The sequence below is a fragment of the Mycolicibacterium mageritense genome (genome assembly GCF_010727475.1).
GTDB classification, from domain to species: domain Bacteria; phylum Actinomycetota; class Actinomycetes; order Mycobacteriales; family Mycobacteriaceae; genus Mycobacterium; species Mycobacterium mageritense.
The window spans coordinates 7,519,503-7,540,827 of the sequence record NZ_AP022567.1; the positions used below are offsets into that span (position 1 = coordinate 7,519,503).

20 protein-coding genes are annotated in these 21,325 nt (G+C 68.4%); 12 read left to right on the forward strand and 8 right to left on the reverse strand.

Annotated features, from left to right (window positions below; translation table 11 throughout):
- The first annotated feature begins 44 nt into the window (after positions 1-44).
- Together G6N67_RS36410 and G6N67_RS36415 are read left to right on the forward strand one after the other, a co-directional pair.
- Positions 45-1,613: an FAD-binding oxidoreductase gene (locus G6N67_RS36410; RefSeq protein ID WP_081812898.1), complete on the forward strand. Its 1,569-nt coding sequence runs from the start codon at positions 45-47 to the stop codon at positions 1,611-1,613.
- A 2-nt stretch (positions 1,614-1,615) separates the two neighbouring features.
- Complete coding sequence (locus tag G6N67_RS36415) at positions 1,616-2,506, forward strand: diacylglycerol kinase (RefSeq protein ID WP_036443504.1); 891 nt, start codon at positions 1,616-1,618, stop codon at positions 2,504-2,506.
- Between the two features lie 5 nt (positions 2,507-2,511).
- Here the strand turns inward: G6N67_RS36415 and G6N67_RS36420 are convergent, their stop codons facing one another.
- Complete coding sequence (locus G6N67_RS36420; RefSeq protein WP_036443501.1) at positions 2,512-3,168, reverse strand: TetR/AcrR family transcriptional regulator; 657 nt, start codon at positions 3,166-3,168, stop codon at positions 2,512-2,514.
- 106 nt (positions 3,169-3,274) lie between these two features.
- On the opposite strand from G6N67_RS36420, the gene G6N67_RS36425 reads away from it, so the two are divergent.
- Genes G6N67_RS36425 through G6N67_RS36435 form a run of 3 tightly spaced genes read left to right on the forward strand, consistent with a single transcriptional unit; the run spans position 3,275 to position 6,527 of the window.
- A complete protein-coding gene (locus tag G6N67_RS36425) occupies positions 3,275-4,159 on the forward strand; it encodes an SDR family oxidoreductase (RefSeq protein ID WP_036443171.1) in 885 nt (294 codons plus the stop codon).
- Positions 4,156-5,076, forward strand: coding sequence for a patatin-like phospholipase family protein (locus G6N67_RS36430; protein ID WP_036443168.1), 921 nt, complete (start codon positions 4,156-4,158; stop codon positions 5,074-5,076). Before G6N67_RS36425 ends, G6N67_RS36430 begins: the two co-directional genes overlap by 4 nt.
- Positions 5,073-6,527, forward strand: coding sequence for a flavin-containing monooxygenase (locus G6N67_RS36435; RefSeq protein ID WP_036443165.1), 1,455 nt, complete (start codon positions 5,073-5,075; stop codon positions 6,525-6,527). The genes G6N67_RS36430 and G6N67_RS36435 overlap by 4 nt, the downstream gene beginning before the upstream one ends.
- A 12-nt stretch (positions 6,528-6,539) precedes the next feature.
- Here G6N67_RS36435 and G6N67_RS36440 read toward each other — a convergent pair whose 3' ends face one another.
- From G6N67_RS36440 to G6N67_RS36450, 3 genes are all read right to left on the reverse strand, one after another.
- The gene (locus tag G6N67_RS36440; RefSeq protein ID WP_036424776.1) at positions 6,540-7,052 is read right to left on the reverse strand and encodes a DUF3145 domain-containing protein; all 513 of its coding nucleotides are present in this window, start codon (positions 7,050-7,052) and stop codon (positions 6,540-6,542) included.
- 115 nt (positions 7,053-7,167) lie between these two features.
- The gene (locus G6N67_RS36445; RefSeq protein WP_036443162.1) at positions 7,168-8,001 is read right to left on the reverse strand and encodes a serine hydrolase domain-containing protein; all 834 of its coding nucleotides are present in this window, start codon (positions 7,999-8,001) and stop codon (positions 7,168-7,170) included.
- Positions 7,998-8,873, reverse strand: a complete 876-nt coding sequence (locus G6N67_RS36450; RefSeq protein WP_036443159.1) for a hypothetical protein — start codon at positions 8,871-8,873, stop codon at positions 7,998-8,000. The genes G6N67_RS36445 and G6N67_RS36450 overlap by 4 nt, the downstream gene beginning before the upstream one ends.
- A gap of 53 nt (positions 8,874-8,926) precedes the next feature.
- Here G6N67_RS36450 and G6N67_RS36455 point away from each other — a divergent pair, with 53 nt between their 5' ends.
- The 5 genes from G6N67_RS36455 (at position 8,927) to G6N67_RS36475 (ending at position 13,358) form a co-directional block, all read left to right on the forward strand.
- A complete protein-coding gene (locus tag G6N67_RS36455; RefSeq protein WP_036443156.1) occupies positions 8,927-10,015 on the forward strand; it encodes an S-(hydroxymethyl)mycothiol dehydrogenase in 1,089 nt (362 codons plus the stop codon).
- Positions 10,012-10,644: an MBL fold metallo-hydrolase gene (locus tag G6N67_RS36460; protein ID WP_036443154.1), complete on the forward strand. Its 633-nt coding sequence runs from the start codon at positions 10,012-10,014 to the stop codon at positions 10,642-10,644. The genes G6N67_RS36455 and G6N67_RS36460 overlap by 4 nt, the downstream gene beginning before the upstream one ends.
- Positions 10,645-10,705: 61 nt before the next feature.
- Positions 10,706-12,091, forward strand: a complete 1,386-nt coding sequence (locus G6N67_RS36465) for a styrene monooxygenase/indole monooxygenase family protein (protein WP_036443152.1) — start codon at positions 10,706-10,708, stop codon at positions 12,089-12,091.
- A 44-nt stretch (positions 12,092-12,135) separates the two neighbouring features.
- A complete protein-coding gene (locus G6N67_RS36470) occupies positions 12,136-12,279 on the forward strand; it encodes a hypothetical protein (protein WP_163642447.1) in 144 nt (47 codons plus the stop codon).
- 2 nt (positions 12,280-12,281) lie between these two features.
- Complete coding sequence (locus G6N67_RS36475; RefSeq protein ID WP_036443150.1) at positions 12,282-13,358, forward strand: class I SAM-dependent methyltransferase; 1,077 nt, start codon at positions 12,282-12,284, stop codon at positions 13,356-13,358.
- 9 nt (positions 13,359-13,367) lie between these two features.
- On the opposite strand, the gene G6N67_RS36480 is transcribed toward G6N67_RS36475, so the two are convergent.
- Both G6N67_RS36480 and G6N67_RS36485 read right to left on the reverse strand, forming a co-directional pair.
- On the reverse strand, positions 13,368-14,909 hold the full coding sequence (locus tag G6N67_RS36480; RefSeq protein WP_036443147.1) for an acetolactate synthase large subunit: 1,542 nt from the start codon (positions 14,907-14,909) through the stop codon (positions 13,368-13,370).
- 181 nt (positions 14,910-15,090) lie between these two features.
- Positions 15,091-15,696, reverse strand: a complete 606-nt coding sequence (locus tag G6N67_RS36485) for a TetR/AcrR family transcriptional regulator (RefSeq protein ID WP_063835203.1) — start codon at positions 15,694-15,696, stop codon at positions 15,091-15,093.
- A 29-nt stretch (positions 15,697-15,725) separates the two neighbouring features.
- Between G6N67_RS36485 and G6N67_RS36490 the strand changes: the two genes are divergently transcribed.
- The gene (locus tag G6N67_RS36490; RefSeq protein WP_036443142.1) at positions 15,726-16,547 is read left to right on the forward strand and encodes an alpha/beta fold hydrolase; all 822 of its coding nucleotides are present in this window, start codon (positions 15,726-15,728) and stop codon (positions 16,545-16,547) included.
- Here G6N67_RS36490 and G6N67_RS36495 read toward each other — a convergent pair.
- The gene (locus G6N67_RS36495) at positions 16,544-18,307 is read right to left on the reverse strand and encodes an Hsp70 family protein (RefSeq protein ID WP_036443139.1); all 1,764 of its coding nucleotides are present in this window, start codon (positions 18,305-18,307) and stop codon (positions 16,544-16,546) included. The two genes, G6N67_RS36490 and G6N67_RS36495, sit on opposite strands and share 4 nt — an antisense overlap.
- Positions 18,308-18,542: 235 nt before the next feature.
- The gene (locus tag G6N67_RS36500; protein ID WP_036443135.1) at positions 18,543-19,742 is read right to left on the reverse strand and encodes an NAD(P)/FAD-dependent oxidoreductase; all 1,200 of its coding nucleotides are present in this window, start codon (positions 19,740-19,742) and stop codon (positions 18,543-18,545) included.
- A 259-nt stretch (positions 19,743-20,001) separates the two neighbouring features.
- Here G6N67_RS36500 and glnT point away from each other — a divergent pair, with 259 nt between their 5' ends.
- On the forward strand, positions 20,002-21,312 hold the full coding sequence (glnT, locus tag G6N67_RS36505; RefSeq protein WP_036443133.1) for a type III glutamate--ammonia ligase: 1,311 nt from the start codon (positions 20,002-20,004) through the stop codon (positions 21,310-21,312).
- Positions 21,313-21,325 lie beyond the last annotated feature (13 nt).

Sequence of the window (21,325 nt, forward strand, 5' to 3'; positions counted from 1 at the left end):
TACTGTAACGCATGACGCGCCCGGCCGAACAGCTGTTGCCACCCATGAAATGGAATGCCTGGGGTGACCCGCAGGCCGCCAAGCCACTGTCCGACGGCATCCGGGGCCTGCTCCAGCAGGCCCTCGGGGTCGATGCCGAGTCGGTCGCGGAGTTGACGGCCGAGCAGGTGCGGTTGCGCCCGTCGGCCCTGTCCGACCAGGATCGCGACGCGCTCACCGCGATCGTCGGCGCACGGCACTGCGGTGTCGACCATGCCTCGCGGCTGCTGCACGCCGGCGGCAAATCAACCCTGGACCTGTTACGCCGCAAGGATTCCGGGCCTCAGGACGCCCCCGACGCGGTGCTGCTTCCCGCGGACGAGGACGAGATCGCGGCGATCCTGGCGCTCTGCAGCGAACGCCGGATCGCCCTCGTCCCGTTCGGTGGCGGCACCAGCGTGGTCGGCGGTCTCGATCCGCAGCGCGGTGAGTTCTCCGCGGTGGTGTCGATGGACCTGCGCCGGCTCGACGGCCTGCACGGCATCGACGAGATCTCCGGCGAGGCCGAACTCGGGGCGGGCGTCACGGGCCCGCAGGCCGAGGAACTGCTCGGCGCCCACGGATTCTCGCTGGGCCATTTTCCGCAGAGCTTCCAGTTCGCGACCATCGGCGGATTCGCCGCCACGCGGTCATCCGGACAGGATTCCGCGGGCTACGGCCGCTTCGACGACATGGTCCGCGGGCTCCGGGTCATCACACCGGCCGGCGTGCTCGATCTCGGCCGCGCACCTGCCTCGGCCGCCGGACCGGATCTGCGCCAACTCATCGTGGGGTCGGAAGGGGTCTTCGGCGTCATCAGCCGCGTCCGGGTGCGGGTGCATCCGGTCCCGGAAACCACCCGCTACGAGGCCTGGTCGTTCCCCGAGTTCGCAACCGGCGCCGCAGCGCTGCGCGCCGTCACCCAGACCGGTGCCGGCCCAACGGTGATCCGCCTGTCCGACGAAGCCGAGACCGGCGTGAACCTCGCCACCACCGAGAGCATTGGCGAGCAGAGCATCACCGGAGGTTGCCTGGCCATCACGCTGTTCGAGGGCACGCCCGAGCACACCGCGAGCAGGCACGCCGAAACCCGCGCCCTGCTCGAGCGGCATGGCGGTTCGTCGCTCGGCGAAGCGCCCGCGCGCGCATGGGAGCATGGCCGGTTCGGTGCGCCGTACCTGCGCGATTCGCTGCTGGCAGCCGGCGCCCTGTGCGAGACCCTGGAAACCGCGACCAATTGGTCCAACCTCGCGACCTTGAAGGCCGCGGTCACCGAAGCGCTCCTGACAGCACTTGGCCCCGCGCTGGTGATGTGCCACATTTCGCATGTGTATCCGACCGGCGCCTCGTTGTACTTCACCGTCGTCGCCGCCCAGCGCGGCAATCCGATCGAACAGTGGCGCAAGGCAAAGGCCGCGGCCTCCGACGCCATGGTGCGCGCCGGCGGAACCATCACCCACCACCACGCGGTCGGCGCGGACCACCGCCCGTGGATGCGCGACGAGATCGGTGACCTCGGAGTCGAGGTACTGCGGGCCGTCAAGGCCACGCTCGACCCGGCGGGAATCCTCAACCCCGGCAAGCTGATTCCGTGACCATCTCACAGGTCACGGTCCTGACCAATCCGCTTTCGGGCCACGGCAACGCACCGCATGCAGCCGAGCGGGCGGTCGCGCAACTCCAGCGACGCGGCATCGACGTCTGCGCGATCGTCGGCACCGACGCCGCGCATGCCCGCCGCCTGGTCGACGAAGCGCTCGACCGCGGCACCGACGCACTCGTGGTCGTCGGTGGCGACGGCGTGATCTCCCTGGCCCTGCAGGCCCTGGCCACCGGCGACGTGCCCCTGGGCATCGTGCCGGCAGGCACCGGCAACGACCACGCGCGCGAATATCGGCTGCCGACAGGTGATCCCGAGGCCGCCGCCGACGTCGTCGCCGACGGCCGCACCGAAGTCGTCGACCTGGGCCGCATCGTCGATGCCGCGGGCGCGGTCAAGTGGTTCGGGACGGTTATGGCGGCCGGTTTCGATTCCCTGGTCAGCGACCGGACCAACCGGATGCGCTGGCCGCACGGCCGGATGCGCTACAACGTCGCGATGCTCGCGGAGATGTCGAAGCTGCGGCTGCTGCCGTTCCGGCTGACGTTCGACGACGGCCCGGTGCTCAGCACCGATCTGACCCTCGCGGCGTTCGGCAACACTCGCAGTTACGGCGGCGGCATGCTGATCTGCCCGGGTGCCGACCATACCGACGGCCTGCTCGACGTCACCATGGTGTCCTCGGCGTCGCGTACCAAGCTGATCCGGCTGTTCCCAACGGTTTTCAAGGGCACGCACGTCGATCTCGACGAGGTGACCACCAGAAGGGCCGCGACGGTCCACGTCGAGAGCCCGGGGATCAACGCGTATGCCGACGGCGACTTCGCGGCGGCCCTGCCGGTGACCGTGTCGGCCGTGCCGCGTGCGCTGGAGATCCTGGTCCCCTAGCGCTGTCAGTCGGCCGTTGGCGCAGGCTCTTTCGGCGACCCGAGCGCCGACAGCAGTTTGACGAGGTGTCCGAACGCGTCGGTGAAGGGACGGGCCGGCACCGACGGGTCGATGGCCCGCTGGATGCCGAGCCCGATTCCGGCGCTGAGCAGCAGGTTGCCGAGATCCTCGAGGCTCGCGGCCACCGCGCTGTTCGCCAATTGCGTTTCGGTGAGGCCGAGTTCGGCCGACATCGACTCGAGGACGTCGACCACCATGCGGGCGGCATCGTCGCGCAATGTCGTGATCATCTGGGCGAGTTCGGGATTGTTCCGCGACAGCACCGCGAACTCGAGTTCGAGCATGGTCCAGCCGACGTCGCCCGCCGTGCGTTCCAGCCAGTCGCTCAGGCCTGCGATCCGGGTCTCCAACTCGGCGTCGGACGTCGCGAGTTCGGCCATCTCGGCGAACTTCTCGCGGTGGATCAGTTCCAGCACGTCGCGGCACAGGTTGGGCTTGCTGCCGAAGTTGGAGTACACGGCGCCCTTCGAGAAGCCCGCGTCATCGGCGATGTCCTCGAGGCTGGTCGCGGCATAACCGTGGGCCAGGAACCGCTGCCTGGCCGCCTCCAAAAGCTCGGCGCGGGTCTGTTCCTGGCGTTGAGCCCTGGTCAGCCGCGGCATGCGCTGATGATAGTTCCGCACGAACCCTGGGTATTGAATTTACTCAGAGTATTCAGATACCGTCAGTATTCGAACGGTCGTGAGGCGACCCCGAGGGAGGCATGACGTGCGGTTTTCACATCGACGGGCGGCGGTGGACGGCGCGGTGGTGGTCGTCACCGGCGGCGCGCGGGGCATCGGAGCCAAGACCGCGGAGCTGTTTTCCGCCAGCGGCGCCACGGTATGGATCGGCGACGTCGACGCCGATGTCGCGGGTGCGACCGCGTCCCGCATCCCGCGCTGCCGCTCGGCGCGTCTCGATGTCACCCAGCGGCCGTCGTGGGACCGGTTCGTGTCAGACGTCGTGGAGACTTCGGGCCCGATCGACATCCTGGTCAACAATGCAGGCGTCATGCCGCTCGGTGCATTCGACGCCGAACCCGAGTCCACCACCGACCTGATCCTCGACGTGAACGTGCGTGGTGTCCTCAACGGCATGCGCACCGTCATCCCGGCCATGGTGGCCCGGGGCCGCGGCCACGTGGTCAACGTCGCGTCGATGGCGGGCATGATCCCCATCCCGGGCATGGTGACCTACAACGCCAGCAAGTTCGCGGCGCTGGGCGCCTCACTGGCAGCGCGCCGCGAGTACGCAGGCACCGGGGTCACGGTGTCGGCGGTGCTGCCCGCGGCAGTCCGGACCGAACTGACAGCGGGCGTACCGCTCGGAAACGGCCTTCCCACAGTAGATCCCGAGGACGTCGCGCGGGCGATCCTCAAAACGGTGCGGACGCGCGCCGCCCGGACCTCGGTGCCAGGCTGGGTTGCTCCGGGGTGGGCACTCGTCGACGCGCTGGTGCCCGAGAAACTCCAATGTGCGGTACGGGACAGGATCAATGATCGACGCGCCTTGACCGAAGTGGATGCGCAGGGTCGGTCGGCGTACCGCGAGCGCCTCGTACGGCAATCGAAAGCCCATGCCGCGCAAGCGGGATCCGAGGTGGCGCCGTGAGCACCGCGCTGGTGATCGGGTGCGGCGGGACGATCGGCGGAGCGTGGACCGTCGCCGCGCTGCACGCCCTCACCGAGCAGACCGGGTGGGATCCCCGGGACGCCGCGGTGTTGCAGGGCACCTCGGCGGGCGCCGAGCTGGTCACGATGCTGGGCGGCGGAGCGACCGTGGCCGACCTGGTCGCGATGCACCGCGGGACGTCCTCCGACGAGCGGCTCCGCCGCCACATCGCTGACACCCCGACCAGCTTGCCGCCGATTCCGTTGCCGCGCCCACTCAATCCACGGTTGCTCGGCAGGGGGCGCGGTCTGGCCGCAGCGACCGGCATCGCACCCGTCGGCCGCGGAAACGCCGATTGGCTGCAGCGGCTGGCCGACGGCTTCTCGGGCCCGTCGGGCTGGCCTGCGCATCCGGGCATCCGGATGGTCGCGTTCGACTACCGGCGCGGTGAACGCGTCGTCTTCGGTGCTCCGACAGCGACCGCAGGTGAGGCGCTGCGCGCGTCGTGGGCCGTGCCGGGATGGCTGCCGCCCGTCACGATCGGTGACCGGCACCTCGTCGACGGCGGCGCGGCGTCGACCGCGTCGGTCGATCTCGTGAGCCACGACGCGGCCGACACCCTGTATGTCATCACCCCGATGGCCTCCGAACAGGGTACGCGCGCACCGGGATTCGGTGGCATCCTGGAGCACGCGCTGTTGCGCCGGCCGATGTCGAACGGGCTGGAGAAAGAAGTGGCCGCGGTGCGGGCCCGCGGCACCCGAGTCGTCCTCATCCGCCCTGACGCGACCGACCTGGCCGGTCTCGGCGCTCATTTCATGCATCGTGGTCGTCGCCGCCAGGCGTTCGAGGCCGCGATGCACACCGCACCCGCCACCGTGCGGCGCGCGCTTGCCGTGAGCGAGGAGGCCCGATGAGCCGCCGAGTACGCATCGTCATCATCGGGGCGGGCATGGCAGGCATCGCCACCGCCTACACCCTCAAGCACGCCGGCTTCACGAATTTCACCATCCTGGAAAAGGGTTCCGATGTCGGTGGCGTCTGGCACTGGAACCGCTACCCCGGGCTCACGTGCGATGTGCCGTCGCAGATCTACCAGTTCTCGTTCGCGCCGAAACCGGACTGGAGCCACGTGTGGGCCGCCGGCGAGGAGATTCAGCGCTACCACCGCGAAGTCGTCGACCGTTTCGATCTGGATGCACATCTGCGATGCAATACCGAGGTCACCGAGGCACGTTACGACAGCACCACCACGTCGTGGACGGTGACGACGCGCGACGGCGACACTCTCACAGCCGATTTCGTCATCTGTGCCACCGGCGTGCTGCACCACCCGTTCGTGCCCGACATACCGGGCATGGACAGCTTCCAAGGACAGATCGTGCACACCGCGCGGTGGCAACCCGAGCTGGTGACCAGCGACCGGCGGGTCGCGGTGATCGGCACGGGATCGACCGGTGTCCAGGTGGTTTCGGCCCTGCAGCCGGAAGCCCGGTCGCTGATCCACTTCGCCCGATCACCGCAGTGGATCCTGTGGGCGCCCATGTGGGTCCGGCAGTCTGCGGCGCTCGCCGAGGTGCTGCGCCGGCGACCGGCCTGGCATGACGCCCTCTACCGTCGGCTGCTGTGGGCCTCGGGCATTCTGGCCGACATCGTCACCACGCCGTCGTGGCGGCGCACACTCGTGCAGGCCTACGCGCGGTGGAGTCTGCGCGCCCAGATCCGCGACCGTGAGGTCCGCGCGAAACTCACGCCGGACTATGAGCCACTGTGCAAGCGGCAGGTGGTCTCGGGCACGTACTACCACGCCATCACGCGGCCCAACGCGCGTCTGGTCACCGATCCCATCCAGGAATTCACCCGCACCGGTATCCGCACGGCCGACGGCACGCACCACGACGTCGATGTCGCGGTGTTGGCCACCGGATTTCAGGCTCACAACTACATGCGGCCCATGGTCGTCGTGGGACGCGACGGCATCACGCTCGACGACGCGTGGGTCAAGGGCCCGCGGGCCTATCGCATGACGGCGATCCCCGGCTTTCCCAACCTGTTCACGGTGCTCGGCCCGAATTCGCCGACCGGGTCGATCTCGCTGCAATATTCGGCCGAGCTCACCGCGGGCTACATAGTGAGCTGGCTCAGGCGGTTCGAGAACGCCGAGCTCTCCGAGATCGAAGTCACCGAGCAGGCCACCGACGAATTCAACTCCGCGGTCGCCGACGCGCTCGGTCCGACGGTGTGGAACACCGGATGCAATTCGTGGTACTTCACCGACAACGGCACGATCGACCTGTGGCCGTTCGACCGGGCCACGCTCACCCGCATGCTCTCCGAACCGGACCCGACGCATTTCCAGGTCCGGTGACGCGGGGTAGGGTCAGCCCACGCCCCGATTGAGCCAGCTGACCTCACCGGTCTCGCCGCCGTCGCGGTAGGGCTCGAGGGATTCGTCCCACGCCGTGCCCAGCACCGAGTCGAGTTCGGCAGCGAGCATGTCGGCACCGCCGGCCATGAGGGTGCGCAGCCGCTGTTCGCCCACCATGACATCGCCGTTGGCACTCATCGCGCCGCTCCACAAGCCGAGCTGCGGGGTGTGGCACCACCGGTGGCCGTCCACTCCGGCGCTGGGATCCTCGGTCACCTCGAACCGCAGCACCGACCAGGAGCGCAGGGCATTGGCCAACTGCGCCCCGGTGCCGACGGGCCCAACCCAGTTGGTGACCGCACGCAACTGGCCGGGCATGGCCGGTTGCGGGGTCCACTTCAGGTTGGCCCGCGCCGACAGGGTCGACGACAACGCCCACTCAACGTGCGGGCATACCGCCGCGGGTGAGGCGTGGATGTAGACCACGCCCGTCGCCGCGTCGGCGAACTGATTCGACGCACGCATCTGCTACTCCTTCGGCTCCACGAGGGACGTCTTCCCCAACGACCTGGTGATTCCGACAAGAATGCAGTTGTGTGTGTCGCGCGTGTCTATTGTGCCCTGTGAGACGCATGTTGCGCTAGTCTGTGCCGATTTCTCTCAGCACTCCATCAGATATGGCCGGCCACAGGGCATACGTCCAGTCTCCGAAATCCCGGTCGGTGAGAGCTACCAACGCCAGATCGGCAACCGGGTCGACCCACAAAAACGTCCCTGACTGGCCGAAATGGCCGAACGTGGCCGGCGAGTTCGCCGATCCGGTCCAGTGCGGGGATTTCCCGTCGCGGATCTCGAATCCCAGCCCCCAGTCGTTGGGCCGTTGCACACCGAATCCGGGCAGCACGCCGTTCACGCCGGGAAACTGGACCGTGATCGCGTCGGCATGCGTGTCGGGGGAAACCAGCCGGGGTCGCAGCAACTCCCCGGCAAAGGCCGCCAGGTCCGCCACCGTCGACACGCCGCCGTACCCGGCCGCCGCGGCACCACCCAGCAGGGCCGACGCTGCCATGCCGAGCGGCTCGAACACCGCCTCGGTCAGGTAGGCACCGAACTCGATCCCGGCGGCGTCCTCGATGGCACGCGCGAGCAGTTCGAATCCGTAGTTCGAATACACGCGCCGCTGCCCCGGCCGCGCGATGGGGTCGGCCGAGTTCATCGACACCCCGGACGTGTGGGCGAGGAGGTGACGCACCGTGGAGCCCGGCGGGCCCGCGGGCGTCTCGAGGTCGACCACGCCTTCCTCGATGGCCACTTGCGCAGCACGCGCCACGAGTGGCTTGGTCACCGACGCCAACGCGAAAGGCTTGCCGGTGTCACCGTGGCTGGCCAGCACGCCGGACGGCCCGACCACCGCCGCAGCGGCAGTCGGAACCGGCCAGTCGTCGACAACGGCGAGGGCGTCCGCAGCGCTCATCGAGCAGCGTGACCCATACCGCGGGCCAGCAACCGCTCGACCAAGCCTGCCGCCACCGCGTCCACCTCGGAGACCAGGCGGCGCAGATCGACGCTGCGCCGCATCAGCTCCCCCGGGTCGGTCGCAGACTCGGCGGTGAGTCGATGGACATCGCAGATCGCGCGGTACGCCGATTCGGTCGAGCCGGCCTGCGTCGTCTCGCACCACAGCTGCATCGACTGGGTCCACGACCGCAGCCGCGCACCGTCGCCGTGACGCTGTGCGGCACCCAACGCCCTGCGGTACACATCACCCGCCCACTCCACGGGCACCCGCTCGTCGAGCGTCGGCAGCAGCACATCGTCAAGCGTGGCGAACCCGCCTGTATCAGCGGCCAAGCCGTCGAGCACGCGTGCGAGCGTGGCCAGAGCTCCATCGGCGACGCGCCCGGCAATCCCAGCCAGCTCGCGCGCCCCGGGAGCCAAGGCCGCGGGCGCGCCGCCGTCGGCGGCCGCGACCCCATCGAGATAGACGAGGTAGCCGTGGGCCGCGACCTCGGGTACACCCTGCAGCAGAACGCCGGCTCGCTGCGCCCAGTTTCGGGCCAGCGCAACATGTCCCCGAGCCAACCATGCCAAGCCGATCTCGGCCGCCTTCATGGCCGCCATGACCGGATCGGTGCGCAACAGCCGGGTGTGCACACGTTCGTTGATCCGCAGCGCTTCCCGCCCGTGGCCCTGGCGCCATGCGACGGCGGCGAAAACCGCGAGATCATCGGTGTCGAGTGGCTGCACACCCTCGACGCGGCTGAACGATTCGTAACTGGTACGCCAGTCATTTCGGCGGTACGCAGACCGCGCGACGACCAGCAGTTCGGTTCGAGTGTCGACCACGACCCACGGTATCGCGAACGCGTGCGATGAAGCTCAGGTATTAGGTTATAGGCATGAGCCAGACGGTGCGTGGTGTGATTTCTCGGTCCAAAGGTCAGCCGGTGGAGTTGGTCGACATTGTCATTCCCGATCCGGGGCCCGGTGAGGTGGTGGTCGACATCATGACCTGCGGGGTCTGTCACACCGACCTGACCTACCGCGAGGGTGGCATCAACGACGAGTTTCCGTTCCTGCTCGGGCATGAAGCCGCCGGCACCGTCGAATCGGTCGGCGAAGGCGTAACCCACGTCGAACCCGGCGATTTCGTGGTGCTCAACTGGCGCGCGGTGTGCGGCGAATGCCGGGCCTGCAAACGTGGTCGCCCGCACCTGTGCTTCACCACGCACAACGCCAAGCAGAAGATGACGCTGACCGACGGCACCGAGCTGACCCCGGCCCTTGGCATCGGCGCGTTCGCCGACAAGACGCTGGTGCACGAAGGCCAATGCACCAAGGTCGACCCCGAGGCCGACCCTGCGGTCGCCGGACTGCTGGGCTGCGGCGTGATGGCAGGCATCGGCGCCGCGGTGAACACCGGCAACATCTCCCGCAACGACACCGTCGCGGTGATCGGCTGCGGCGGCGTGGGTGACGCCGCCATCGCCGGCGCCGCGCTGGTGGGCGCCAAGAAGATCATCGCCGTCGACACCGACAACAAGAAACTGGACTGGGCCCGCGACTTCGGCGCAACCCACACCATCAACGCCCGCGAACTCGACCCGGTCGAAACCATTCAGGATCTGACCGGTGGCTTCGGCGCCGATGTCGTGATCGACGCGGTCGGCCGCCCCGAGACCTGGAAGCAGGCGTTCTATGCACGCGACCTGGCCGGCACCGTGGTGCTCGTCGGCGTGCCCACCCCCGACATGACATTGGAGATGCCGCTCATCGACTTCTTCTCCCGCGGTGGATCATTGAAGTCCTCCTGGTACGGCGACTGCCTGCCCGAACGCGACTTCCCGATGCTCGTGGACCTCTACCAGCAGGGCCGGCTGCCACTGGAGAAGTTCGTCTCCGAACGCATCGGCCTCGACCAGATCGAAGAGGCCTTCAAAAAGATGCACGCCGGCGAGGTGCTGCGCTCGGTGGTGGTGCTCAAATGAGCTCGGCATCCAACATCGAACGCGTGGTCACCAGCGGCACGTTCGAACTCGACGGCGGCAGCTGGGACGTCGACAACAACATCTGGATCGTCGGCGACGACCACGACGTCGTGGTGTTCGACGCGGCCCACACCGCGGCACCGATCATCGAGGCCGTCGGCGGCCGCAACGTCGTCGCGGTGGTCTGCACCCACGGCCACAACGACCACATCACTGTGGCCCCCGAACTCGGCGCGGCCCTCGACGCCCCGGTGCTGCTGCACCCCGCCGATGACATGCTGTGGCGAGCCGTACACCCGGACAAGGACTTCCGCACCGTCGACGACGGCCAGGTGCTCCGCGCCGGCGGTATCGAACTGCACGCGCTGCACACCCCCGGGCACTCCCCCGGATCGGTCTGCTGGTCCATTCCCGACCTCAACGCCGTCATTTCGGGGGACACACTTTTCCAGGGCGGACCCGGCGCGACCGGCCGGTCGTTCTCGGACTTCCCGACCATCCTGGACTCCATCTCCAAACGCCTGGGCATGCTGCCCGGGGAGACCGTCGTCTATACCGGTCACGGCGACACCACCACCATCGGCGACGAAATCGTCCACTACGACGAATGGGTCGCCCGCGGCCACTGACTTGCGATCACGCTGAGCCAGTCCCTACCGCGCGTTGCGCGGCGGGCCGATAGTCACTGCCATGACGACTTCGAGTGGACGCTCCGCGGCAGTCATCGGCGCCGGGCAGACGGGTGTGACGGCTGCGTTGGGCCTGTTGGACAACGGTTTTGACGTCACGCTGTACAGCGACCGCGATCAACGCAGCCTGCGCGACGCCGTCCCGCCGACGGGCACGGCGCTGATCTTCGGTCACGCGCAGCGCGCCGAGGAGAGCCTCGGGTTGAACACGTATCTGGCGACGGCACCCACCTCGACCGGTCAGAGCGTGCGCGTGGTCGACGGCTCGGTGGACAGCAGACCTGAAGAAATCGCCTTCGATGCCGACTTCGGCGGTTTCCAGGGCGTCGCAGTGGACACGCGCCTCAAAGCCGACGATCGCCTGACCTTGTTCCAGCAGCGGGGTGGGCGGTTCGTCGTCGAGGCTGTCGATCCGGATCGACTCGATCAGATCGCCGCAGGCGTCGACCTCACCCTGGTGGCCACGGGCCGCGGTGGGTTGTCCTCGCTGTTCCCGGTGGTAGCCGACCGCACGGCCTACGACCGCCCGCAACGCACCCTGCTGACCGTGACACTCACCGGATTGCCGTACGGCCCGGAGGTTTTCGCGCACCGTAGCGCAGCGGGCGGCAGGCACAACGCGTTCACCGTCATCACCGATCAAGGTGAATCATGGCTGGGCCCATACCTGCACAAGGACGCGGGGCCGACCTGGACGTTCCTGGGCTGGGCCCTGCCCGGCACCGACTGGGAGCGCCGGTTCTCCGGCGCCACGAGCGCCGCGTCCGCTCTGGAGGTCGTCACCGGGCTGCACCGCGACTACATCGACTGGGATCTCCCAGAAGTGCAGGCGCTGAAGGTTATCGAGGACGACCCGCACTCCTGGTTGACCGGTGCCGTCACGCCGGTGGTGCGCGCCGGGGTCGGGCACACCGCGAGCGGGCATCCCGTCGCGGCGCTCGGCGACACCGCCGTGGCGTACGACCCGATCGCCGGTCAGGGCGCGCAGGGCGGCCTGATCCAGGCCGCTGCACTGGTGCACAAGGCCGCCGGGCACGACGGCGCCTTCGACACCGCATGGCTGACGGCGGCGTTCGAAGAGTTCTACGATCGTCGCGCCCGGGCGGCACAGTTGGTCACCCGGCTTTTCCTTTCCGATCCTGACCTCGTCGAGTACGGGCACCTGTTCTTCGCGGCGGCCAACACCAGCCCGCGGTTCGCGTCGAAACTCTTTGGTCTGCTGGACGATCCGCGACCGTTCGAAGCGGTCACCTCGGTGGCCGCCGCCAAGCAGTTGATCACCGAGTTCGCCGCGGAACCCGCCGACACGCTGTTGGATCGGTTCCTGCCCGCCGGCTCGTTCGCGCGGTCCGGCTTCGAACCCCGAGTGGCCCAGGGCGCTGCCTAGCCGTTCAGGATCCGCCGTTGGTCGGCTTCGACTACCGTCGGGGTATGTCTCGCACCGAGACCCTCGCCGTCACATCGGACCGTCCGGCACGCCGAGTCGGCCCGCGATACTGGGTTGCGCTGATCCTCGTCGCCATGGCCGTGCTGTGGGTGACGGTCGGTCTGTTACTGCGGCGACGGCGGGGCTGACCATGCCGGAGTCCAGCATCGTCGTCCGGCCGGAGCCGGAGGGCACCCCGCCGAGCACGCGGCTGCAGGCGGCCGGATTACTTTCGGCCATCAAGCTTTTCGAGGAGGCGGCCCGCACGGTTCCGCTACCGTCGGCCCCGCAGCCTATCGTGATCGCCGATTACGGCGCAGGCACCGGGCACAATTCACTGCTGCCGATCGGGGCCGCGATCACGACTTTGCGGGGACGCACGCGTCCCGAACACTCGGTGCTGGTGACCCACACCGACACGGTCGACAACGACTTCTCGGCACTGTTCCGCACCGTGGCCGAGGATTCGGACTCCTACCTGCGCAAGGATTCGGCGACGTTCACCTCGGCTGTCGGACGGTCCTTCTACACCCAGATCCTGCCGTCGAACAGCGTGAACCTGGGCTGGTCGGCGTGGTCCCTCCTGTGGCTGGGCCGCGTACCGATGCCGGTCCCCGACCACATCGCGGTGGCCTGCAGTGCCGATGCCCACGTGCGCGACAGCTACGCCAGGCAGGCCGCGCACGACTGGCACGAGTTCGTCGCGTTCCGCGGCCGCGAGCTGTGTCCGGGCGGGCGACTGGTGGTGCTGACCATGGCATTGGCTGAGGACGGTGACTTCGGGTACGGGCCGTTGTTGGCAGCGCTCACCGACACACTGTCCGAGCTGCGCACCGACGGATTTCTCAACGGCGATGAGGTGCAACGCATGTCGCTGCCCATCGTGGGGCGGCGCGCGGCCGATTTCGTGGCACCGTTCGCCCCGTCGGGGCGGTTCGAACGGCTCACGATCGAGCATCTGGACGTGTTCGACGCCGACGACCGGTTCTTCAATCAGTACCGAACCGAGCACGACGCAAAGGTTTTCGGCGCTCAGTGGGCGAGCTTCTGCCGGTTCGCGGTGTTCGGTGTGCTCGCCGAGGCTCTCGACGGCGGTTCCGCGGACCCGCGGCGCACCACGTTCTTCGACCGACTCGAGGCAGGGGTCGCGGCACGGCTGTCAGCCGCACCCGAGCCGACGCGGATCCCGCTGGCCCAGGTCGTCCTGGAGAAGCGCAGGCGAGGCTGACGTCGCGGCCTAACCTGCCGACCAGGCCGGCACCACGGCGTCGATGAGGTGCGGGCCGGGTTCGGCCAGCGCGGCCCGGAACTGTTCAGCGAGTTCCTCCGCGGTGCCGGCCCGCGTCGCCGGAACGCCGAATCCCTGTGCGATGGAAGCGAAGTCGATGTCCGGGCGGCTGAGGTCGAGCAGCGACCGCGACTGCTCACCCGTGGCCGATGTTCCGACGCGTTGCAGTTCGAGCTGCAGGATCGCGTAGGCGTGGTTGTTGAGGATGACGACCGTGACGTCGAGTTGCTCGCGGGCCATGGTCCACAACGCCGAGATCGTGTAGAGCGCGCTGCCGTCGGCCTGCAGCGCGATCACCGGGCGGTCCGGAGCTGCCACGGCGGCCCCCACCGCGACGGGCAGGCCCTGGCCGATCGCCCCGCCGGTGAGGGTCAGCACGTCGTGCGGTGCGGCACCGGCAGTCGCGGCCGGCAGGAAGAGCCCGCTCGTGTTCGCCTCATCGGAAATGATCGCGCGCTCGGGCAGTAGCGCGGCGATCACCTCGGCCCAGTTCTGCGGGTTGAGTGGCCCGCTCGGAACCGTGGGCGCTGTCGGAGGGCTGTCGACGTAGGGCGGTGCCCCGAGGTGGTCGGCCAGCTTCTCCAGATCCGCGGGGGCCAGGACGTGAACGCTCGCACCGGGTGGCACGAGGTCACCCGGCTTGCCCGGATACGCGAAGAAGGTCACCGGAGACCGTGCGCCGACCAGCACCAGATCTGTTGTGCCGGAGAGCTGTTCAGCTGCCTGCTCACCCAGATACGCCAGTCGGTCGTGGTGCGGCACGCCGCGGCCGCGGGCCAGGCGGGCCGGGAAAGTCTCGACCAGGGCCCGGGCGCCGGTGGCCGCGGTGACGCGGGCCGCCGCGGTCAGCCCGGCCGCGGTGTTGGCAGGTCCGCCGAGCAGTAGGAGCGCTTTGCCGCCGCGGTCACGCAGCAGGTCCGCGACATCGGCCACCGCCATGCCCGCGGTAGCCGCTTGCTGCTGCTGTGGCACTGCCGGATTTGAATCGGCCGGCCCCCACGAGAAGTCGGCGGGCAGGATGATGGTGGCCACCCGGCCGGGCTCCCCTGTCGCGCTCTGCACGGCACTGTCGACGGCGGCGCCGATGTCCGCGGGCGACGCGGGCCGGTGCACCGAGCCGTGGGCCCAGTCGGCCAGCGCCTCGATGTCGGACTCCAACGGGGCGTCCAGCGGCTTGTGGTAGGTGGCGTGGTCGCCGACGACGTTGACGAGCGGGCTGAAGGCGCGGCGTGCATTGTGCAGATTGGCCAGTCCGTTGGCCATCCCCGGCCCGAGGTGCAGCAACGTGGCAGCAGGCCGACCCGCGATGCGCGCGTATCCGTCGGCCGCACCCGTGGCCACGCCCTCGAACAGGCACAGCACCGGCCGCATGTCCCGCGCGGAATCCAGGGCCGCGACGAAATGCATCTCCGACGTGCCCGGGTTGGCGAAGCACACGTCGACTCCGCCTGCCAGCAGCCGCTCGATCACCACCTGCGCGCCGGTCGTCATCGGCCGTCCCGCATCAGTTCGCGTTGATACCACCTGTCATGCACCCACCCATAGTGGTCGGCAACCCGGCCGGGCGCCAGAGCCTGCCCGCGCCCAAGGCCACTTCCGCCGTGGATCCGGTCCGCGGCTTTCGCATGGCCGCCGCGGTGGTCAAGTTCGCGGTGCTCGCCTGGGGCCACGGCTACGCGTTGGTTATGACCCTGACGGTCGCATCGATCAGGATGTCCAGCAGTTCTGGCACGGCGCCCGCGCGAACCCGTACCGCGAGGTTGTTCAGCGCGGCCGTGGCGATCTGAGCGAGCATCCCGGCGGGGTGGCCCGCCAGTTCCCCGTCGATGGCCGCCCTTTCGAACCGTTCGGTGAACATTGCGGTGAACGCGTCGAACGTCGAGTCGACGATCGCTTGCACGTCCGGGTCGCGGTTGGCCTCTGTCACGGCGGTACCGATGAGGAAGCAGCCCCGCGCGGCGTCGGTCAGATAGAAGTCGCGCGCACCGCGGTATGTCGCGTACAGGACGTCCCGCAGCGATCCCGGTCCGGCCAGCGCACGCGCCAACGACGCACGACTGGCCTCGCCATAGTCGGCTGCCGCCCGTAGGTACAGCGCCCGCTTGTCGCCGAACGCCGCGTAGATGCTTGGCCGGTTCATTCCCATGCCTGCGGCGAGGTCGTCCAGCGATGTCGCCGCATAGCCGTTGCGCCAGAACACATCACGCGCGTCGCGCACCGCACGCTCGGGATCGTACGCCCGCGGTCGGCCGCGACGCTTCGGCTCGGGTCTGGTCACTTGCAGAATTTTATACTACTTTGCACAAAATGAGCATCCACCGCGTCGAGACCGGCGAGGGCGAGCCGGTCCTGCTACTACACGGATATCCGCAGAGTGCGTCGTGCTGGCGTCATCAGATCCCCGCACTCGCTGCCCATCACCGTGTCATCGCCCCCGACTGGCCGGGGTTCGGCCGGTCCGGTCCGCCCGACTCCCCCGCCACCTACGACGCCGAGGTCGACCGGATCGGCCACATCGCCGACTCCTTCGGGCTCGACCACTTCAACCTCGTCGCCCACGACTACGGCGGCTTCCTCGGGCTCGGCTTCACGCTGCGAAATCCGGAGCGGGTCAACCGATTCGCATTGCTGAACAGCCGTGCGCACGGGGTGTTCCGGCCGTGGTTCTATCGGTTCTCGCGCGGTCAGCGGTGGGCCGTAACCCACACTCCCGCGGCCGCCCGCCGGTTGCCGCTGCGCCGCATCCACCGCCTCTTCCTGCGCCCTTACCGCCAAATGGGTTGCTGGGACCAACCATTGGAAACCGAATACCTCGGCTGGATGGACACTGCGTCGGGCAGGCAGACATTCATCGACTTCTTCACGCACTACCACCTGCCCGTCGTACCGTGGCTCGCCGACGGGCTACGTACCATCACCTGCCCCACGGCGATCATCTGGGGCGACCGGGATCGCTACATCCCGGTGCAGACCGCCGAGGAACTGGCCGACCGCATCCCCAACGCCACACTCACCCGGCTTCGCGGCGCCGACCACTACGTCATGGAAGAGCGTCCGGACGAGGTAACCGCAGCGCTGCTGGAACTGCTGGCGCGTCCGTGCCCCAGTCCCTCGACGATCTCGGGCTAGTGGGCGCCGCCCGGTGCCGGCACCCACGGCAAGCCCGGGACGGTCGGGTAGGGCGCGGTCGGGGTCCACGCCGGCGGCGTGGCGGGCGGCGCCTCGCTGGTAGGCGGTGGCGCTTCGCTGGTCGGTGGCGGTGGCGGTGGCGCCTCAGAGGTCGGCGGCGGGGTCTCCGCCGGTGGCGGCGGCGCCTCCGAGGCCGGCGCGGTCTCGATCACGGTCTCGGGGGCCGGAGCTTCACGCGTGACGGTCTGGGGCTGCTGCGCCGGAGCATCCTGGACGGGCGCTTGTTCGGCCGGCGCGGGCGCCTCGGCGGGTGCCGTCGTCGAGGTGACCGATCCGGACGTCGACGTGGGCTCCGGATTTTCGGCGTCGCCGTTACCGACCAGCAAGACCACCGCGGCCACGGCCGCCAGTGCGGCAGCGCCGCCGACGCCGAGTGCCACCGCAGGACGGCGGTACCAGGGCCGGGCGATCGCCTCGTCGTGCGGAGACAATTCCGGCTCACTGAACTGCATCCGCGGGCGCGCAGTGGTCGAGCCGCCGGGCCCGGACTCGTCATAGTCCGCAAAGTCGGCCTCGTACCCGGTGGGAGCGACGTCGGGAATGTCCTCGGCGTCCGACCACGCCAGCGCCTGCGGCGCCGGGGGCGGCTCGGGCGCGACGGCCGCGGCCGCCTGGGTGGCGGGTGCGGCGGCCGCCGCCGGAGCCAACGCGGTCATGCCCTCCTCGGCCGTACCCCGCACCGCGGTCAACCCGCCACCGATCGCCGCGGTCAGCTCGGGCTGGGCGCCGGTGATCACCGGAAGCTGGAAATGCTGGGACAACGCGGTCGTGATGGCCGGGATCCGGGCCCCGCCGCCGATGGTCGCCACCGCGACCAGGTCGCCCGGCCTCACGCCACTGCGCTCCACGGTGTCCTGCAGTACCGCGACGAATTCCGCCAGGGGCGCACCGATGGCCTCGTCGAGTTCGTTGCGGTTCAGCCGGACCTCACTGCGGTGCCCGGGCAGCTCGGCAACCAGCGAGGTGACCGAGTCGGTGGACAGCCTCTCCTTGGCGCGGCGGCACTCACCGCGCAGCCGGCCGAGCGAGCCGATCGCCGAGGTGCTCGCCAGGTCGATGGTCCCGGCCGCCGAGAGGTCGTTCACGATGTGCGTGAGCAACGCCTGGTCGATCAGATCCCCGGACAGGTCGGGGTGACGCACGGTCGGCGCGATCGGCTGGTATCCGCGTGCCGCGTCGGCCAACGTGATGCTGGTGCCGCTGCCGCCGAAGTCGCACAGCGCGATCACGCCGCGCGTCGGCACACCCGGATCGTTCTGCAAGGCGACCAACGCGGCGGTGGCATCCGACACCAGGGCCGGTTCACTCGCGAACTCGCGCACCGACGTCAGTGCGCTGCGCAGGGCATCGACCTGGTTCGGCCGCCAGTGCGCCGGGTGCGTGATCGCGATCGGATCGTCAACCTGGCGGCCCCGGGTCAGGGCACGTAGCAGCGCGCCGAGCGCGTCGGCTACCAGGATCTCGCCCTGATGCGACGAGCCGTCCGAGGCCAGGATGCCGACCGGGTCGCCGACCCGTTCGACGAAGTCCGTGATGACCAGGCCGCGTTCGGTGAGGTCCGGATTTTCGCTGGGTACGCCCACTTCGGGACGCCGATGCGGATACAGCGTCAGCACCGGCGAGCGCGTCACCGCGGCTCGTCCCACCACGACCGCTGTCAGGTTGGTCGCTCCAACCGACAGCCCAATTCCGTCGACCATGTCACCCCGTCTCGGAGATTAACCCTATCCGGTATACCTTCTCGATTGACGCGGCAGACGTTACTCAGCGAATAGATCCGATACCCAGATTCAGTGGTAGGCCGGGTTCAGTCACCAACCTGGCGAAGGTCGGTTGACGGCGGCGACAGTATGGGTGACCGCAGGCCGGTGCCGCCCACGGGCGCCGGCTGGGAGACCTGCTGCTACGCCTCCCCCAGCCGGACCCGCGATCGGGTCAGCGCATCTGGCCCGCGCCGACGTACGGGAAGGGGCTGGTGAGCAATTTCCCTTCGGCGAATCGGGACAGCCGGAAGTCCTCAGCCGGGATGTCGGCGTCGGTGCTGGTTCCGTCCACGACGAGGTCGGCGACGAGCCGGCCCACCGCGGGGGCGATCTTGAAGCCGTGGCCGGAGAATCCCGCAGCGACGATCAGCCCGTCGACGGGGGTTCTCGAGATCACCGGGTTGAAGTCCGGGGTGACGTCGTAGCAACCGGCGTACGTCGACGCGATCGACGGGTTCTCCAGGCCAGGGAACCGTGTCCCGATCTTGTCGACGGTGAGGTCGATGAAGTCGTCGTCGGCGCGGTTGAGGTAGTTGTCCGGGTCCGCGGGTTCGAGCACGTCGAGAGCGGAGTTACCGAACAGGATCTGCCCGTCGGAGCCTTCCGGTCGGACGTACTGCAACGACACCAGATCGGAGAACACCGGAACCTTGCCGAGATCCTGGCCCGGATCGATGAGCACGATCTGCTCGCGGTGCACCGTGATCGGCAACTCGATGCCGTGGGCGGCCAGCAATGCAACCGACCAGGGTCCGGCTGCGAGGACGACCGTGGCGGCCGACACGACACTGCCGTCGGCCAGGCGCACACCTGTGGCGCGGCCGTTCTCGACGATGATCTCGCTGACCGTCGTGCTCTGCTTCAGGCGCACCCCTTGGCGGCGAGCTGCCGCAGCGAAACCCTGAGCGGTTTGGTAGGCGTCGCCGTAGCCACCACGTTCCTCCCACGCAAACGCGGCGAACGGTTCCAGATCGGCGACAGGCCAAAGCTTTTGAACCTCGGTGGCGTCGATGTCCTCGGTGCGCACACCCACGGCGCGCTGCGCGGCCATCGAGTCGCGGATGGCCTGGACGTTCTGCGGGCCTACGCCGACCACGTAGCCCGTCTGGTGAAAACCGACATCCTCACCGAGGATCTCTTCGGCGTTCTCGAAAAGTTCGAGGCTTCGAGTCGCCATTGCGGCCAGCGAGCTGACCCCGTAGTGGCAGCGCACGACGCCGGAGGACTTCCCCGTGCCGCCCGAGCCAACGGTGTCGCGCTCGAGAATCGTGACATCGGTGATGCCACGCTGGGCCAGCGACCAGGCTGCCGAGCAGCCTTCGAGTCCGCCGCCCACGATGACGACGTCGGTCGTAAGGACAGTTTCAGACATATCGATTGCTTTCTGAGAGGGCGTGTTCAGGCGATTGCTCACGTAAGTGCAGATGTGACCAGCCTCACTGGATCGATCGTCAGCTTACGACGCACAGTGAACAATGTCCACCTTTAGGAAACATCAATTGCGAGCCGCCCCACACGCCCTCGCGCCGAGAGACGGTCAGAGTCATCACAATTGCCCCTTGCCTATGACAGCGGTCACAGTGTTTACTAGTGTGATACATTGATTCCTAATAAGAGACAAGGCAGAAAATATGTCCTTTGACCTCGCCACACAGGCGGAACAATCGGGAACGAAGTTCATCCTCGCGCTCTTCGTTGACCTCCGAGGAAAGCCGTGCGCCAAGCTGGTGCCGGTCGAGGCAGTCGATGAACTCGCCAAGGACGGTGTCGGTTTCGCCGGCTACGCCGCCGGCGCCATGGGCCAGGAGCCCAAAGACCCTGACCTGATTGCGATTCCCGACCCGGCGTCGTTCACGCCGATCCCATTCGTCAAGGAGGGGCTGGCACTCGTGCACTGCGACGTGCACGTCGAGGGCAAGCCCTGGCCGTACGCACCCCGGAACATTCTCAAGTCCATGATCCAGCGCGCTGCCGACGCGGGCTTCGAACCGTGGATGGGTGCGGAGGTGGAGTACTACCTGCTCACCCGCAACAGTGACGGCACGCTGTCCACCGCGGACAAGAACGACGTGGCCGCGAACCCGTGCTACGACGTGCGCGGCCTGACCCGGATGTACGAGCACCTCTCCGGGATCTCCACGGCGATGAACCAGCTCGGCTGGTCCAACTACGCCAACGACCACGAGGACGGCAACGGCCAGTTCGAGCAGAACTTCCAGTACGCGGAGGCTCTGGTCACTGCCGACCGCGTGGTGACGCTGCGCTATCTACTGGCGATGAGCGCCGAGGAACACGGCATGATCGCCACGTTCATGCCGAAACCGTTCTCCGACCGCACCGGCAGCGGGTTGCACCTGCACATCTCTCTCACCAGTGGTGGCACGCCGGTGTTCCCCACCAATACCGATGAGCGAGGTCTCGGGCTTTCGGAAACGGCCTACCACTTCATCGGCGGCATACTCGAGCACGCGAGCGCGCTACAGGCAGTTATCGCCCCGACTGTCAACTCCTACAAGCGAACCCGCGCCGTTGCGGTGACGTCCGGTGCGTCCTGGGCGCCGAACAATCCGACCTTCGGCGGCAACGACCGCACCCACTACATCCGCATTCCCGACAATCAGCGGATCGAGCTGCGTGGTGGATGCGGATCGGCGAACCCGTACCTGGCGGCCGCGGCGGCGATCGGCGCCGGGCTGCACGGCATCGCCAACAAAGTGGACCCCGGCGAGATGGGGGCGCAGGCCACCTCACGGCCCGCGCTGCCGGTAACGCTGCTCCACGCCGTGGAAACACTGGAGGCAGACCCGGTGATGATGGACGTCCTCGACGCCGCCGGTGCCGGGGTCTCCAAGTACTTCACCGACCTCAAGCGCGACGAGTTCTTCAGCTATCACAGCCAGGTAAGTGCCTGGGAAATCGATCAGTACCTGACGGCATTCTGAGAAGGGAGACCAA

Coding starts and splice junctions, on each gene's coding strand:
- G6N67_RS36495 (WP_036443139.1), bottom strand. CDS start 18,307: ATGGTCGACGGAATTGGGCTGTCGGTTGGAGCGACCAACCTGACAGCG.
- G6N67_RS36435 (WP_036443165.1), top strand. CDS start 5,073: ATGAGCCGCCGAGTACGCATCGTCATCATCGGGGCGGGCATGGCAGGC.
- G6N67_RS36445 (WP_036443162.1), bottom strand. CDS start 8,001: ATGAGCGCTGCGGACGCCCTCGCCGTTGTCGACGACTGGCCGGTTCCG.
- glnT (WP_036443133.1), top strand. CDS start 20,002: ATGTCCTTTGACCTCGCCACACAGGCGGAACAATCGGGAACGAAGTTC.
- G6N67_RS36410 (WP_081812898.1), top strand. CDS start 45: ATGAAATGGAATGCCTGGGGTGACCCGCAGGCCGCCAAGCCACTGTCC.
- G6N67_RS36440 (WP_036424776.1), bottom strand. CDS start 7,052: ATGCGTGCGTCGAATCAGTTCGCCGACGCGGCGACGGGCGTGGTCTAC.
- G6N67_RS36420 (WP_036443501.1), bottom strand. CDS start 3,168: ATGCCGCGGCTGACCAGGGCTCAACGCCAGGAACAGACCCGCGCCGAG.
- G6N67_RS36480 (WP_036443147.1), bottom strand. CDS start 14,909: ATGACGACCGGCGCGCAGGTGGTGATCGAGCGGCTGCTGGCAGGCGGA.
- G6N67_RS36465 (WP_036443152.1), top strand. CDS start 10,706: ATGACGACTTCGAGTGGACGCTCCGCGGCAGTCATCGGCGCCGGGCAG.
- G6N67_RS36490 (WP_036443142.1), top strand. CDS start 15,726: ATGAGCATCCACCGCGTCGAGACCGGCGAGGGCGAGCCGGTCCTGCTA.
- G6N67_RS36460 (WP_036443154.1), top strand. CDS start 10,012: ATGAGCTCGGCATCCAACATCGAACGCGTGGTCACCAGCGGCACGTTC.
- G6N67_RS36475 (WP_036443150.1), top strand. CDS start 12,282: ATGCCGGAGTCCAGCATCGTCGTCCGGCCGGAGCCGGAGGGCACCCCG.
- G6N67_RS36500 (WP_036443135.1), bottom strand. CDS start 19,742: ATGTCTGAAACTGTCCTTACGACCGACGTCGTCATCGTGGGCGGCGGA.
- G6N67_RS36455 (WP_036443156.1), top strand. CDS start 8,927: ATGAGCCAGACGGTGCGTGGTGTGATTTCTCGGTCCAAAGGTCAGCCG.
- G6N67_RS36470 (WP_163642447.1), top strand. CDS start 12,136: ATGTCTCGCACCGAGACCCTCGCCGTCACATCGGACCGTCCGGCACGC.